The organism is Bacillus sp. FSL K6-6540 (assembly GCF_038007545.1).
Genome location: NZ_JBBOXH010000002.1, coordinates 1 through 13,963, shown reverse-complemented (window position 1 = coordinate 13,963; position 13,963 = coordinate 1). Strand labels below are relative to the sequence as shown.

General features: G+C 45.3%; 16 protein-coding genes and 1 pseudogene. 9 read left to right on the top strand and 8 right to left on the bottom strand.

Annotated features, from left to right (window positions below; all coding sequences use genetic code 11):
* Nucleotides 1–118 precede the first annotated feature (118 nt).
* Nucleotides 119–1,495, top strand: a complete 1,377-nt coding sequence (gene htrB, locus MHH82_RS32535; RefSeq protein WP_032726833.1) for a serine protease Do-like protein HtrB — start codon at nt 119–121, stop codon at nt 1,493–1,495.
* A 42-nt stretch (nt 1,496–1,537) separates the two neighbouring features.
* Here the strand turns inward: htrB and mrgA are convergent, their stop codons facing one another.
* Together mrgA and MHH82_RS32525 are read right to left on the bottom strand one after the other, a co-directional pair.
* Nucleotides 1,538–1,999, bottom strand: a complete 462-nt coding sequence (gene mrgA, locus MHH82_RS32530) for a metalloregulation DNA-binding stress protein MgrA (protein ID WP_014477938.1) — start codon at nt 1,997–1,999, stop codon at nt 1,538–1,540.
* 89 nt (nt 2,000–2,088) lie between these two features.
* Nucleotides 2,089–2,931: an oxidoreductase gene (locus MHH82_RS32525; RefSeq protein ID WP_072173519.1), complete on the bottom strand. Its 843-nt coding sequence runs from the start codon at nt 2,929–2,931 to the stop codon at nt 2,089–2,091.
* Nucleotides 2,932–3,065: 134 nt separating this feature from the next.
* On the opposite strand from MHH82_RS32525, the gene MHH82_RS32520 reads away from it, so the two are divergent.
* The 4 genes and pseudogenes from MHH82_RS32520 to MHH82_RS32505 all read left to right on the top strand — a co-directional run bounded on the left by MHH82_RS32520 (nt 3,066) and on the right by MHH82_RS32505 (nt 6,768).
* Nucleotides 3,066–4,862 carry a M3 family oligoendopeptidase gene (locus MHH82_RS32520; RefSeq protein ID WP_072175788.1) on the top strand — a complete coding sequence of 599 codons (1,797 nt, stop codon included), beginning with the start codon at nt 3,066–3,068 and terminating at the stop codon, nt 4,860–4,862.
* A gap of 110 nt (nt 4,863–4,972) precedes the next feature.
* Nucleotides 4,973–5,410, top strand: coding sequence for a YusW family protein (locus tag MHH82_RS32515; RefSeq protein ID WP_014477935.1), 438 nt, complete (start codon nt 4,973–4,975; stop codon nt 5,408–5,410).
* 217 nt (nt 5,411–5,627) lie between these two features.
* Nucleotides 5,628–6,455, top strand: a complete 828-nt coding sequence (locus MHH82_RS32510; RefSeq protein WP_010886609.1) for an ABC transporter ATP-binding protein — start codon at nt 5,628–5,630, stop codon at nt 6,453–6,455.
* 24 nt (nt 6,456–6,479) lie between these two features.
* Nucleotides 6,480–6,768, top strand: a pseudogene (locus MHH82_RS32505) (YusU family protein).
* 19 nt (nt 6,769–6,787) lie between these two features.
* Here the strand turns inward: MHH82_RS32505 and MHH82_RS32500 are convergent.
* The gene (locus MHH82_RS32500) at nt 6,788–7,675 is read right to left on the bottom strand and encodes a LysR family transcriptional regulator (RefSeq protein ID WP_015714676.1); all 888 of its coding nucleotides are present in this window, start codon (nt 7,673–7,675) and stop codon (nt 6,788–6,790) included.
* A gap of 133 nt (nt 7,676–7,808) precedes the next feature.
* Between MHH82_RS32500 and MHH82_RS32495 the strand changes: the two genes are divergently transcribed.
* Nucleotides 7,809–8,549, top strand: a complete 741-nt coding sequence (locus MHH82_RS32495; protein WP_072175789.1) for an SDR family NAD(P)-dependent oxidoreductase — start codon at nt 7,809–7,811, stop codon at nt 8,547–8,549.
* 18 nt (nt 8,550–8,567) lie between these two features.
* Nucleotides 8,568–8,951, top strand: coding sequence for a tautomerase family protein (locus MHH82_RS32490; protein WP_033882098.1), 384 nt, complete (start codon nt 8,568–8,570; stop codon nt 8,949–8,951).
* Nucleotides 8,952–8,986: 35 nt separating this feature from the next.
* Here the strand turns inward: MHH82_RS32490 and mdtP are convergent, their stop codons facing one another.
* The 4 genes from mdtP to MHH82_RS32470 all read right to left on the bottom strand — a co-directional run bounded on the left by mdtP (nt 8,987) and on the right by MHH82_RS32470 (nt 11,825).
* Entirely contained in the window at nt 8,987–10,612 is a 1,626-nt protein-coding gene (gene mdtP, locus MHH82_RS32485; RefSeq protein ID WP_072175790.1) for a multidrug efflux MFS transporter MdtP, read from the bottom strand.
* A complete protein-coding gene (mdtR, locus tag MHH82_RS32480) occupies nt 10,609–11,076 on the bottom strand; it encodes a MarR family transcriptional regulator MdtR (RefSeq protein WP_014480800.1) in 468 nt (155 codons plus the stop codon). The genes mdtP and mdtR overlap by 4 nt, the downstream gene beginning before the upstream one ends.
* 158 nt (nt 11,077–11,234) lie before the next feature.
* A complete protein-coding gene (locus MHH82_RS32475) occupies nt 11,235–11,567 on the bottom strand; it encodes a spore coat protein (RefSeq protein ID WP_003222766.1) in 333 nt (110 codons plus the stop codon).
* 12 nt (nt 11,568–11,579) lie between these two features.
* Entirely contained in the window at nt 11,580–11,825 is a 246-nt protein-coding gene (locus MHH82_RS32470; protein ID WP_003228567.1) for a hypothetical protein, read from the bottom strand.
* A 93-nt stretch (nt 11,826–11,918) separates the two neighbouring features.
* Here MHH82_RS32470 and MHH82_RS32465 point away from each other — a divergent pair, with 93 nt between their 5' ends.
* Nucleotides 11,919–12,827 (top strand): proline dehydrogenase family protein, encoded by a 909-nt coding sequence (locus MHH82_RS32465; RefSeq protein ID WP_041333072.1) that lies wholly within the window; start codon nt 11,919–11,921, stop codon nt 12,825–12,827.
* Between the two features lie 24 nt (nt 12,828–12,851).
* Here the strand turns inward: MHH82_RS32465 and MHH82_RS32460 are convergent, their stop codons facing one another.
* Nucleotides 12,852–12,998 carry a YuzL family protein gene (locus MHH82_RS32460; protein ID WP_003240817.1) on the bottom strand — a complete coding sequence of 49 codons (147 nt, stop codon included), beginning with the start codon at nt 12,996–12,998 and terminating at the stop codon, nt 12,852–12,854.
* 174 nt (nt 12,999–13,172) lie between these two features.
* Here MHH82_RS32460 and MHH82_RS32455 point away from each other — a divergent pair.
* Nucleotides 13,173–13,963, top strand: a 791-nt coding sequence (locus MHH82_RS32455; protein ID WP_340970324.1) for a 3-hydroxyacyl-CoA dehydrogenase family protein, incomplete at its 3' end; no start/stop codon positions are given.

The following is a 13,963-nucleotide window of genomic DNA, read 5'->3' as shown; positions in this document are numbered from 1 at the left end:
TGATCAAACATATTCTATTTTGGTGCTTTGCTTTTCTCCTCATTATTGGGACAATTGAACTTGTACATGCGATGAATATGTAACGATAAATGAATAACCGTTAAAGGAGTGTAAAAACATGGATTATCGACGTGATGGCCAAAACGATCAACATCAAACTGAACCTTCACATACAGAACAGCAGAATACAGAAAACCAGAAGCTGATTGGACATTCTGAACAAGAATTGCTTGACGCGCCTGTGTCGTATGAAGCGGGACGGCAGGAAACGGCTTCTGCTTTAGAAATGGAAAAGCAAGAAACGGCTGTGAAAAAAGAAAAGAAACGGAGAGCCGCATGGCTGAGCCCGATTTTAGGCGGTATTATCGGCGGGGGCCTCATGCTTGGCATCGCGCCTTATCTGCCGTCAGACCAAAATCAGGCGACCGAGACCGCTTCCGCAAATAAACAAGTGCAGTCTGATAATTTTACAACGGCGCCGATAACGAACGCATCAAACATCGCTGATATGGTAGAGGATTTAGAGCCTACGATTGTCGGAATCTCAAATATCCAAACCTCTCAAAATAACACATTCGGCACGGGAGGAGGCTCCAGCTCAGAAAGTGAAAGCGGAACCGGGTCAGGTGTTATTTTCAAAAAAGACAGCGATAAAGCGTATATCATTACAAACAACCATGTCGTTGAAGGCGCGAACAAGCTGACTGTTACGCTATACAACGGAGAAACGGAAACTGCCAAGCTTGTCGGCAGCGATACCATTACTGATTTGGCAGTTTTGGAAATCAGCAGCAAGAACGTCAAAAAAGTGGCGAGCTTTGGTGATTCTTCACAGCTGCGCACTGGCGAAAAGGTAATCGCTATCGGTAACCCGCTCGGACAGCAGTTTTCCGGTACGGTGACACAAGGCATCATTAGCGGACTGAACCGGACAATTGATGTGGATACAACACAAGGGACGGTGGAAATGAACGTGCTGCAAACCGATGCAGCGATCAATCCGGGGAACAGCGGAGGCCCATTAATCAATGCAAGCGGCCAGGTCATCGGCATCAACAGCTTGAAGGTGAGCGAAAGCGGCGTGGAATCACTTGGATTTGCGATCCCAAGCAATGATGTCGAGCCGATTGTTGACCAGCTGCTGCAAAACGGGAAGGTGGACCGTCCGTTTTTAGGCGTGCAGATGATTGACATGTCACAAGTTCCTGAAACCTATCAGGAAAATACGCTCGGCCTGTTTGGAGATCAATTGGGCAAAGGTGTTTATGTAAAAGAAGTTCAAGCAAATTCGCCGGCAGAAAAAGCAGGTATTAAATCTGAGGATGTCATTGTCAAACTAAACGGTAAAGACGTGGAAAGCAGTGCGGATATCCGTCAGATCCTTTACAAAGACTTAAAAGTCGGAGATAAAACAACAATCCAAGTGCTGCGAAAGGGAAAAACGAAAACGTTGAACGCGACACTGACCAAGCAGACAGAAAGCAGTTCAAGCTAAGAAAAAAACAAAAAGCTGAACCCAAATAGGGTTCAGCTTTTTTTATCCTAAGTAAGAGGAAAGCATCCACACTTGTTTTTCAACTTCTTCAATTAATCCGACAAACAAGTCCGCTGTCGCATTGTCTTGATTTTCTTCAGCCAGGCCGATCACGAATTTAGATTCGCTGCTGATTTGTTTGTAGTCGTTTACCAATGCTTGTACCATTTCTGAAGCTGATGTTTCGTTTCCGCCGTCTGTGATAGATGCATGCTCAGTGTATTCTTTCACTGTGGCAACAGGCTGTCCGCCAATCGCCAGCAGGCGCTCAGCGATGGTATCGACTGTTTCAGCCGCATGGTCATAAAGTTCTTCAAATTTCTCGTGCAATGTAAAGAAATGAGGCCCTTTCACATACCAATGGAAACGGTGGAGCTTAGAGTATAAAAGAAACCAGTTTGATAATTGTGTGTTCATTGAATTCTCAACTAATGTTTGATTTGTTTTTGCATTTTCAGTTTTCATAAGATAACGTCCTCCTTGTGATCTGTTGACTTAATTATATCATATACTAAATAAAAATCAATACTAAATTATAATAATTATAATTTAGATCAGCTGAATAGCTTTTTCTTCAGGATAGACTCCCACGCAGACCAAGGAAAAAGCGATCGGAACAGCAGGGTGAGCTTGATGCCCTTTCCGATCGGGTATCGCAATTTCTTGATATGCTGTTTTGTTGCCAATTGATAAATGAGGTCGGCAACCTCTTGGGGATCTCCGCTTTCTTCTCCGTTTTTTTCAACGTAGGAAAGGATCTTTTTATAGTATTGATGATAGGCTGAATCGTCAGCAGGCACCGACATAAAATTTGATAATGACGTTGACCAGATCGATGTCTTGTATGAGCCCGGCTCGATCAAAGCGGTTTCGATACCGAACGGAAGCAGCTCGATACGCAGGCTTTCAGAAAAACCTTCCAATGCATGCTTGGAAGAAACATATGGCGACAGCGCTGGGAATCCGGTCAGTCCGCTGATGCTGCTCACGTTTATAATCTTTGCGCCGCCATGCTTTCTTATGTAAGGGAGAACGGTTTTTGTCACATGGATCACACCGAAGACATTCGTTTCAAATTGTTCTCTGAAATGTTCCATCGGCACATCCTCGATAAATCCTCCATAAGCCGTTCCGGCGTTGTTAACGAGTAAGTCGATCGGGGCGTAAGCACTAATGGCTTTTCCGAATGAGACTATAGATTGTTCATCGGTGACATCGAGAGCTGTAATGTGAATAGAATCAGACACATTGTGTGCTGCAGCCAATTCTCGAAGCTGTTCCGCTTTTTCAGGCTGTCTTGATGTGGCTATCACGAAAAATGATCGGGCAAGCTTTACAGCTGCCAGCAGACCGAAGCCGCTGGACGCTCCTGTTACGATGGCTATTTTTTTATTCATCCTATACCTCCTATTAAACGGCTACAGCTATTGTACTATCCTGAACAGGAGATGACGCCTGTAAAAAGAAATTTTTATACAACAATTCAGAATTGTTCTATAATAGAACGAAAGAAGGAAAGGGGTTTTGTGATATGGCGCTGCAAGGGGTAGGCCAAAGATGGGATCTTGATTCATTTTTTAAGGGCGGGAGCCAATCGGAAGAATTCAAAGGTTATATTGAGAAGCTGTCACAAAGTCTGCGTGCATTTCAAGACAGGACTGATGCGTTTCAGGTGCCTGAATCGCCTGAAGAGGCTGAAGGGCTGACCGCGTTGCTTGATTTATTCGAACAGACATCCGTCAAGCTTCAGCAGGCCGGCGCGTTTGTTGCCTGTCTTCAGGCCCAGAATATCAATGATCAAAAGGCTATAGAGCATCAGGCACTCATGAACCGGCTTTCCGCAGATTTTCAATCGTCGCTCGTTACATTAGATCATAAACTTGTGGACATTGATCAAGAAGTGTGGAATAGGTTGTTAACAAAACCGGGATTGCGCGATGTTTCTTACATATTAAATGAAAGAAGACAGAGGGTTGCCGAAAAGCTTAGCCCCGGTAAAGAAAAACTGATCGGGAACCTTGCGGTGGACGGATATCACGCTTGGAGTGACTTATACAATATGATTGTCGGGAAAATGACGATCCCGTATGAGGAAAACGGTGAAAACAAGCAATTGTCTGTCGGTCAGGCGGAGAATATGATGGACCATCAAGACCGTACTGTCAGAAAAACAGTATATGAACGTTTCCGCCAAGCTTGGGAGAGTAAGCAAGATATTTTCAGCAGCACGCTGAATCATTTGGCGGGATTCCGGCTTGAAACCTATAAAGCGCGCGGTTGGGAGAATGTCCTGAAGGAACCGCTGCAAATTAACAGGATGAAAAAAGAAACACTTGATACGATGTGGCAGGTCATCACTGAAAACAAGAAGCCGTTCGTTCAGTTTTTGAACCGGAAAGCATCCATGCTCGGCCTTGAAAAACTCAGCTGGTACGATGTCGAGGCACCGATCGGTTCTGACGGAAAGGTCTATTCGTATGATGAAGCCGCAAATATCATTACCAGCCAGTTTTCAACGTTTGGCAAAAAACTGTCCTCATTCACTGAAAAAGCGTTTCGGGACGGCTGGATTGAGGCGGAAGACAGGAGCGGAAAAAGAGTCGGCGGCTTTTGCACCAGTTTTCCGGACAGCGGGGAATCCCGGATTTTCATGACATTTTCGGGAAGCGCCTCAAATGTCTCTACCCTTGCGCATGAACTCGGGCACGCGTTCCATCAGGAAGCAATGCTCAACGTCAGGCCGTTAAACCGTTCCTACGCCATGAACGTTGCAGAAACAGCTTCAACGTTTGCAGAGATGATAGTGGCGGACGCGACTGTCCAGCAGGCCGAGACGAGGGAAGAAAAGCTTGTTCTTCTGGAGGATAAAGTGCAAAGAAGCGTTGCGTTCTTCATGAACATTCACGCAAGATTTCTATTCGAAACGAGATTCTACGAGGAACGAAAGCGGGGAGTGGTACCGGCCAGCCGCTTGAATGAGCTGATGGAAGAGGCGCAAAGAGAGGCATACTGCAATGCGTTAGAAGAATATCATCCGCTTTTTTGGGCATCAAAGCTTCATTTTCACATCACGAGGGTGCCGTTTTACAATTTCCCTTATACATTCGGCTACCTGTTTTCTCTTGGCATTTACGCGCTGGCGCTTGAAGAAAAAAATGCATTCGAAGAGAAGTATATGGCGCTATTGCGCGATACGGCTTCTATGACAGTGGAGGATTTGGCGATGAAGCATTTGGGCGCTGACATCACAAAGCGCGATTTCTGGGAGAATGCCATCAAGCTGGCTGTGCGTGACGCCGAAACCTTTTTACAAATGACCGAATCTTAAAGAACCAAGCCGTGGCGTTAAATGCCCCGGCTTTTTCAATTCTTCTCTGAATGAGGATTTCATTCTCTGGATATACCTAAAATAAATGGAATCCTACAGGGGGGAAACATATGCATTTGATCAGAGCAGCCGGGGCTGTATGTCTCGCAGTGGTTCTGATTGCGGGCTGCCGTTTCAATGAAGACCAGCAGCAGGCAGAAGGAGAAAATACAGCCGTCACCCAGCTGAAGTCCGTTCCCTACAGTAATTTTTCGCTTCGTGTGAGCTACGGGGATGGTGAGCATAACCGTTATGAAGGAATCTATACAAAGAACGGGACTCAGGAAAAAGCGGAAATACAGGATAAGCTCTCCGGTGTCAATCAGGAGGGAGAAGAAGCATTGGATGAGATGAAAATGATTTTGAGCGAGCTTTCCGTGACAGACCAAATGGCTGAAACAGAAGTGATACACAGTGTGCTGGCAGCATTTAATCTGGACAGTCATTATGATCATATCGATTTAAAATTGAAGCTGAAGGACGGCTCCATCAGAGAAATCAAGAAGTAATCTTGTGATAAAAAACCCATAAACGTCAATTATGTCCATAAAACTAATTGAAAATGATTTTCAAAGTCAGTGTTTTCTGCTACAATGAGGGATATATGACCATATCAAATGGCTGAATATCGGAATCACTTGCATTGATGACAATTGACTTAAAAGCATGTATATAGAAAACGTGCAATACATAGTGCTGCTAAAAAGCCAGCAAAAAGGAGCGGTTATGGGTATGAGTGCAATTTCTACAGAAACGCTGAGCTTAGGATACGGGGATGCCGTTATTATTGATGAGTTGAATTTAACAATTCCCAAAGGTGAAATTACCGTATTTATTGGCAGCAATGGCTGCGGAAAATCGACACTTTTACGTTCATTAGCGCGCCTGATGAAGCCGAGAGGCGGTTCAGTGCTGCTGGAAGGAAGAGCGATTGCCAAGCTTCCGACGAAGGAAGTCGCAAAAGAGCTCGCAATCCTGCCCCAAGGTCCTTCGGCTCCTGAGGGGCTGACGGTGCATCAGCTGGTGAAGCAAGGAAGATATCCTTACCAAAACTGGCTGAAGCAGTGGTCAAAAGAGGATGAGGAAGCAGTTGAAAGAGCGCTTAAAGCAACAAAGCTTGAGGACATGGCTGACCGTGCCGTTGATTCTTTGTCAGGCGGACAGCGCCAGCGGGCTTGGATCGCGATGACGCTTGCCCAGGAAACGGATATCATCCTTCTTGACGAGCCGACGACGTATTTAGACATGACGCATCAAATTGAAATTCTTGATTTGCTGTTTGAGCTGAATGAAAAGGAAGACCGGACGATTGTTATGGTTCTCCATGACTTAAACTTGGCGTGCCGCTATGCACATCATCTTGTGGCCATAAAAGACAAACGGATTTATGCAGAAGGCCGTCCGGAAGAGGTCATCACTTGTGATCTTGTGCAAAATGTGTTTTCTATGAACTGTCAGGTTACACAGGACCCGCTCTTCGGAACGCCTCTTTGCATTCCTCATGGCAGGGGCAGATGCATTGTCCAGGAAGCGGCTTTCACATCACATGGATAAATAACGCAGCGAAGGAGCTTTCAATTGAGAAAGCTCCTTGCTGTTTTTTTTGAAAGGAAGATGGAAAATGGAACAAAAACTTCAGGAGCAGCTGGATGGATTGCTGGAGAAGTATACTGAGCTTCTGCTTGGTGAGACAAACGATGAGCTAAAAGAAGAAGTGAAGCAATGGATTTTGTACACGCATATAGCCAAGAGCATGCCTCCGCTCGCTAAGCATTGGAATGCGACATACCCCGACGCAAAGCAGGGCATTAAAGAGATCATTCAGCATATTAAGGAATTAAATGAAGCGCATCGAAACAAACAATAGCCAAAAAGCAGTCTGTACATTATAGCAGACTGCTTTTTTGTGATTCAGCCGTTTTATCTGGCGTAAAGGAATCCATAAAGGTTCTCAGCGCGCTGCTGATAAACGAATCTTTTCGAACAATAAACTCTGTTTTCATCTGGCTGAGCGCTTCAGGCAGCGGGTACAATCGAATTGATCCTTCTGCTTCATGTTTCTGCACAACCGTTCTTGGCAGCAACGAGATGCCAAGACCTGCTGTAACCCCGCCGATAATTGCTTCAAGCGTCCCAAATTCCATAATGACCGGCTGTGTGACACCGACGGAACGCAGCCATTTTTCAAGTGTTTCTCGATACGAACAGCCTGTGCTGTAAACGAGAATCGGCTTTGTGATGGCTTCCTCAACATCGGGCACGGAGGCAGCCGAAACAACTACTGGTTCTTCCTCAAACGCAGGATAGGATTCGAGCTCAGGATGATGGCATTCGCATCCGATAAACGCGCCATCCAATTCATAACGAAGAACTTTATCAAGGAGAAATTGCGTATGTCCTGTTGTTAAAGATAGCTGGACGTTTGGATGTTCTTCATAATAAGATGCCAGAAGCTTTGGAAGCCTTACCGCGGCGGTTGTCTGAGTGGAGCCGATCATAAGCGGCCCGCTTGGTTCTGCGGAGGATGAGAGCGCTTTAGACGCTTCATCAAGCAGGCCGATAATTTTATTTGCGTAGTCCAGCAGCAATTTTCCGCTTGCAGAAAGTGTCATGCCCCGATTATGGCGCAAAAACAGTGTGGTACCCAGCTCAGCTTCCAATTGCTGAATTCTGGCCGTGACATTCGATTGTACATAGCCAAGCTGCAGGGCTGCTTTCGTAATGGTTCCTTCACGAGCTACCATTTGAAACACACGTAAATCTCCGCTTTCCATTTTGAACTCCTCCGTTCGTTTGCTATCAATCTAAGTGATATCTAGTATCTTTAACAATCATTATACGTAACATCAAAGCTGGATTACAATGGAATCAGAAATATACTTTAGTCAACAGCAAGGAGTGGCGGCAATGAATGTCTTGAACAAAATAGCTCTCGTAACGGGGGGCGGCACAGGAATCGGAAAAGCAGCCAGTATGGAATTGGCAAAGCGCGGGGCGATTGTGGCGGTGAATTATTCACGCTCGCAATCAGAAGCGGAGGAAACAGTGGAAAAGATTCGAAAAGCTGGCGGGCAAGCCTTCGCCATCCAAGCAGATGTATCCAAAAACAGCGACGTGCAGGATATGGTTCAAACAATCGTGAAAACATACGGCCCGATTGATGTTTTAGTCAACAATGCCAGCATTACACGGCATATTCCAATGGATGATCTTGAGGCTGCGACAGAAGACGTCTGGGATGAGCTGTACGCAGTCAATGTGAAAGGGATGTTTTTCTGTGCGAGGGCAGTGGCTCCGTTCATGAAGAAAAGCAAGGCTGGAACGATCGTAAACGTCGGCAGCATCGCGGGGTTAACCGGTGCGGGCTCATCTATGCCTTACGCAGTATCAAAATCGGCGGTGCACGGTTTAACGAAGTCATTGGCTCACGCCTTAGCGCCTGAAATCAGAGTGAGCGGTGTAGCACCAGGAGCTGTGGCAACGAGATGGTGGGCTGGCCGGGAAGAAAAAATGAAAAGCATGATTGGCTCTTTGCCGCTGCAGTGTATTGCTGAACCAGAGGAGGTTGCCAAATTAATTTGTTCATTAGTTGAACAGGAATCACTCACAGGCCAAATTATCACAATTGACAGCGGACAGACGCTGTAAAGAAAGGGATGCAGGGAGATGCCATTTGTACAGATTCATTTACGGTCGGGAAGAAGCGAAGCGTGGCTTCAAAAACTGAGCAGGACTATCCACAAATCGATGATTGAAGAAATCAATGTGCCGGAAGATGACTATTTTCAAGTCATCAGACAATATGAAAAAAGCGAATTTTTTTATGATCCATTTTATCTCCAAGTCGAGCGAACTGATGAACTGATATACATTCATTTTACACTGAAACAGTCAAGAACAACCGAACAGAAAAAAGCACTATACCGCTCAATCGCGAGCCGGATTCATTCCGAGCTTGGTGTCAGAAAAGAAGATGTGTTTATCATGCTGGCCGGAAATCAGGCTGAGGATTGGTCTTTCGGAAATGGAAGAGCCCAGATGATTGAATAAAAAACCCCGCGGATTGATACCCGCGGGGTGCTCTATTAATGGGAAGGTGATTCAACGGCTTTTGCCGCTTTCTCTTTTTCTTGTTGGTTTTCCGTTTTCTTATTTGATAGCTTGATAGGTTTTAAGAACAAGGTGAATACGGCACCGACTGCGATAAAGATCAGGCCCGTATAAAACACGCTGTGGAGCGAATCCATCAACGATGTTTTTAAAATCGGCACAATATGGGATGAGAAAGCCGCAGGGATTTGTTTGACCGCGTCCGGACTGAACAGTGATTGCAGCAGCCCTTGCGGATTTGTATCAATCATACCCTTTAGCTGGGCGGCAAACGAGCTTGCCTGTGCCGGAAGAGAGTCTAAATATGGAACCAATTTATCTGTTAATAGATTTCCTGATCTCGCATTCATTACGGCTCCCAGCATGGTAATGCCGAATGTTCCGCCGATAGAACGGAAGAATTGGCTGGATGAAGTGACAACTCCAAGCTCCTCCTTCGAAAAGCTTTCCTGTAAAGCCAATGTCAGAATCGGCATAACAAGACCCATTCCCAGACCAATAATCGCCATAAAAGATGTAGCGACAAGCTTGCTCGTGTCGAGATCCAATGTCGTTAACAGCAGGAATCCGCCGGCCATAACCAGCATGCCTGCAATGATTTGCGGTTTAATCCCGATTTTATAAACAAGCTGTCCGCCGATGATACTTGTGATAATCATAGAAATCATCATCGGTGTCATAATTGTACCCGATTCAGACGCACTTACACCGACAATTCCTTGCATAAAGAAAGGAACAAACGTAATGGCGCCAAACATACCGATACTCATAAAGAAGCCGATCAAGTTTAGAAATGTAAATGTTCTGTTTTTAAATAAATACATTGGCAGGATTGGCTCTTTTGCTTTTGATTCTACGATGATAAAGCTGACAATGCCGATCAGTGCGAGAGCGAACAACCCAAGAATCTGCCATGAATCCCATGCATAATCTTTTCCGCCAAAGCTTAAGGCGAGCAGGAGGCTGACCACACCCACAATCATTGTGAAAATACCAGCGATATCGAAGTTGATCGGCCCAGTCTGCTGGCGTCCCTGTAATCCCCTGGCAATAAAAATAACCGCAATAATTCCGACTGGCAGGTTAATATAGAAAACCCATTTCCAGTTTAACGAGTCTACAATCCAGCCGCCGATTTGCGGCCCAATCACTGAAGCCAGCCCGTAAATTGCGCCAAAGACACCTTGGAATTTAGCACGCTGTTTTCCTGTGAACAAGTCACCGATGACAATCATCGCCATCGGCATCATGATGCCTCCGCCGATTCCCTGCAGTCCACGGAAGATAATCAATTCCGTCATGTTGTTGGCCATTCCGCACAAAGCAGAAGCTGCCATGAAAATAATTAAACCTGATACATAGACAATGCGGCGTCCCAATAAATCAGCCAGTTTACCGGCAATTGGAACAATGGTTGTTGATGTTAACAAATATGCCGTTGTCAGCCAGGTCATCATGCTCAAACCGCCCAGATCACCGACAATTTTCGGCATGGCCGTTCCGACAATAGTACCGTCAAGGGCTGAAAAAAACATGGCAATAATTAAGCCTGTTATTAATAACGTTCGTTTTGATTGTTTGCCTTCTTTACTCATTTTCATCCGTTTCCTCTTTTCATGTTTTGCTTTTCATCCGTTTCTGCTGCTTGTGCGAGCTTTGCTGTAATATGCGCCGCCTGCAGCATTTCCTCCTCCGTCAAAAAGGAAAGGTAGCGCGCCATAATGGCCTTTCTGCCTGCCAAAACCTCCTCGAACTTTCTGTCTCCTTCGTCAGTAAGACTGAGATCAATCACTCGCCTGTCTTTTGTGTTGTGTGTTCTGGCGATAAGATTTTTTTGTTCAAGGCGATCTGCCATCAGCGTCACCGCGCTTGGCTTCACCTCCATACGCTCGGCAATTTCAGAAATTTTGAGGCTGCCGTGTTTCTTTAGGCTGGCCAGCACAAACAGCTGCGCTGGGGTGACACCTTGTTTCTCCATGCTTTCTAGCATTTCAGGCTGTATCTTTTGAAAGAGCGCCTGAAGCGATAATTGAATATCGGACATTAACTGATCCGCACTCTTCATATTCATTTCCCCTCTGTTACATACACTGTATATATATTTTAATGACAAAATAGTTAATGCTTATTAAATATAAATAAGCGTAAATGAAAAGTCAACTGATTTTACACAAAAAAAGGATAGATGCCCGAAAGAACATCGTATCCTTTTTACTAATGTTGTTATTGCTGATAAGGAGACTGCTGCTGAATGGTCTGCTGGAATTTTTGATAGGACTGCTGCAGCTTTTGTGCATCCTCCGCTTCAACAGAATACCATCCATATTGGAACATGAGATCATATAGTTTTCTTTGCGCTTTTTGTGACTCATCAAAAATGGATTGAATATCCTGATAAAGAGACTCGTGGCTGAATTCGTGCAAAGCAGTGCAATAAGCTGTTGTCATGTATTTTTCGGTTGTCAGCAATTCGTTGACGAAATCTCTGTCATTCATTTCCGATGTTGTCGGTACAGGTGTCTGCGGGTTGCTGATTTTTTGATTTTGCTGATTCATTCTGGCGCCTCCTTATTGGATGTAGCCGGACTGCTGCTGGCCTGGCTGCAGGTGCTTTAATATTCTTTGATAGTGATCATGATGCATGTGTCCGACGCGGTCGAGTTCTTGCTTTAACGTTTGATCCTGGCACTGCTGCGCCATGAAATGCGCTTTTTTCATCGCGAGCAAATTCCAGTTCAGCATGTCATTGAGATACAAATGATCCTTTGTAGAAATAACGGAAGGCGGCATTTGAGATTGCTGCTGATTATCCATTGTGATCCTCCTTTGGTTTCTGTTCATTTTATAGTTTCCTTCAGACTGGGAGTTATATACAGGGTTTTGAAGATGACGGCGGGAGGGAGTCGGATGTTGAGACATGTGTTTTTATTCTTATCTCAAAATAAAACACTTACCAAGTTCGCAAAAGCATACGGAACGCGGCTTGGAGCACGAAGGTTTGTCGCAGGGGATACGATTGAATCGGCGGTTAAGACCGTCAAAAGGCTAAACAGATCCGGTTTGTGTGCAACAATTGATTATTTAGGCGAGTATGCAGCTTCGGAAAAAGAAGCAAACCAAGTCGCAGAGGAATGCAAGAAAGCCATTCAAGCCATTGCCGAACATCAATTGGACTCAGAGCTTTCACTTAAGCTGACCTCAATCGGGCTCGATCTTTCAGAAGAACTTGCTCTTACTCATTTGCGCGCCATTCTTTCCGTTGCGAAGCAATATGATGTTGCTGTTACCATTGATATGGAAGACTATTCCCATTATGAACAGACACTTTCTATTTACAGGCAATGCAAACAGGAATTTGAGAAGCTCGGCACGGTCATTCAGGCGTATCTGTACCGGGCGGCAGAAGATATCAGAAAGATGCGGGACTTAAAGCCGAATCTCAGACTTGTAAAAGGCGCTTATAAAGAATCTGCGGCCGTAGCGTTTCCCGACAAAAGAGGAACGGACCTTCATTTTCAGAGCTTAATAAAGCTGCAGTTGTTAAGCGGGAACTACACGGCTGTCGCCACACATGACGATGACATCATTGCATTTACGAAACAGCTCGTCGCCGAACATCAAATCCCCGCGTCGCAATTTGAGTTTCAAATGCTATACGGCATCAGGCAGGAGCGTCAGAAGGAACTCGCCAAGGAAGGCTACAGAATGCGTGTGTATGTCCCATATGGAACGGACTGGTTCAGCTACTTTATGAGAAGAATTGCCGAACGGCCTGCCAATGCAGCGTTTGTGTTAAAAGGAATTTTGAAAAAGTGAAAGCAGCCGCGGGAAGCAGCTGCATTATGATTGTTCCATGTTATGTTTTTTATACTGCTGATTTTGACTTGTCCGTTTTCCGCCGCCGTAATGCTGAGTCGGACCGGCATCTCCCTTTACGCTCGCCGCGCTGACTGCCGCTGAAGACGGATTTTTTTTCTCTCGTACCATTCCCTTCACCTCCGGGCTTAAGTTGCCCGACTTTTATAGGCTTCATACAAAAAAATAACAAATTAGCTATTGAAGTCGAACCGGAAATCTTTTAAGATGAAAGAAGAAACGGGTTTCATTTTTTTTGGTAAAAAAATGAATGACTATTCATTCAATGTTCAAGGGGGATATCTCATGCACAAACACATTCGGAAGGCAGCCGTTTTAGGATCGGGGGTAATGGGTTCCGGGATTGCGGCGCATTTGGCTAACATCGGAATTCCTGTCCTGCTGCTAGATATTGTGCCGAACGATTTGACAAAGGAAGAGGAAAAAAGGGGGCTGACGAAGGACAGTCCGGAGGTGCGCAGCAGGCTGAGCCGGCAGGCGATGAAAAAACTGCTGAAACAAAAGCCCGCTCCCCTCACATCAGCGAAAAATACCTCCTATATTACACCTGGCAATCTGGAGGATGATGCAGAAAAACTGAAAGAAGCAGATTGGATTATTGAGGTCGTTGTCGAAAACCTTGAAGTCAAAAAGAAAATTTTCGCTCTTGTGGATGAACATCGAAAGACTGGAAGCATCGTCTCAAGCAACACATCCGGCATATCAGTGCAGGAAATGGCTGAAGGCCGGTCGGATGATTTTAAAGCCCATTTTCTCGGAACGCATTTTTTTAATCCCGCACGCTATTTAAAGCTGCTGGAGATCATTCCGATTAAGGAAACGGATCCTGATATTTTAAAGTTTATGACAGCTTTCGGAGAAAATGTCCTCGGGAAAGGCGTTGTTACAGCAAAGGACACACCGAACTTTATCGCAAACCGAATCGGGACTTACGGCCTTCTCGTGACAGTCCAAGAAATGCTGAAAGGCGGTTATCAGGTCGGGGAGGTTGATTCGATCACAGGACCGCTGATCGGCAGGCCGAAAAGCGCCACCTTTAGAACGCTTGATGTGGTCGGCCTCGATACATTCGCCCA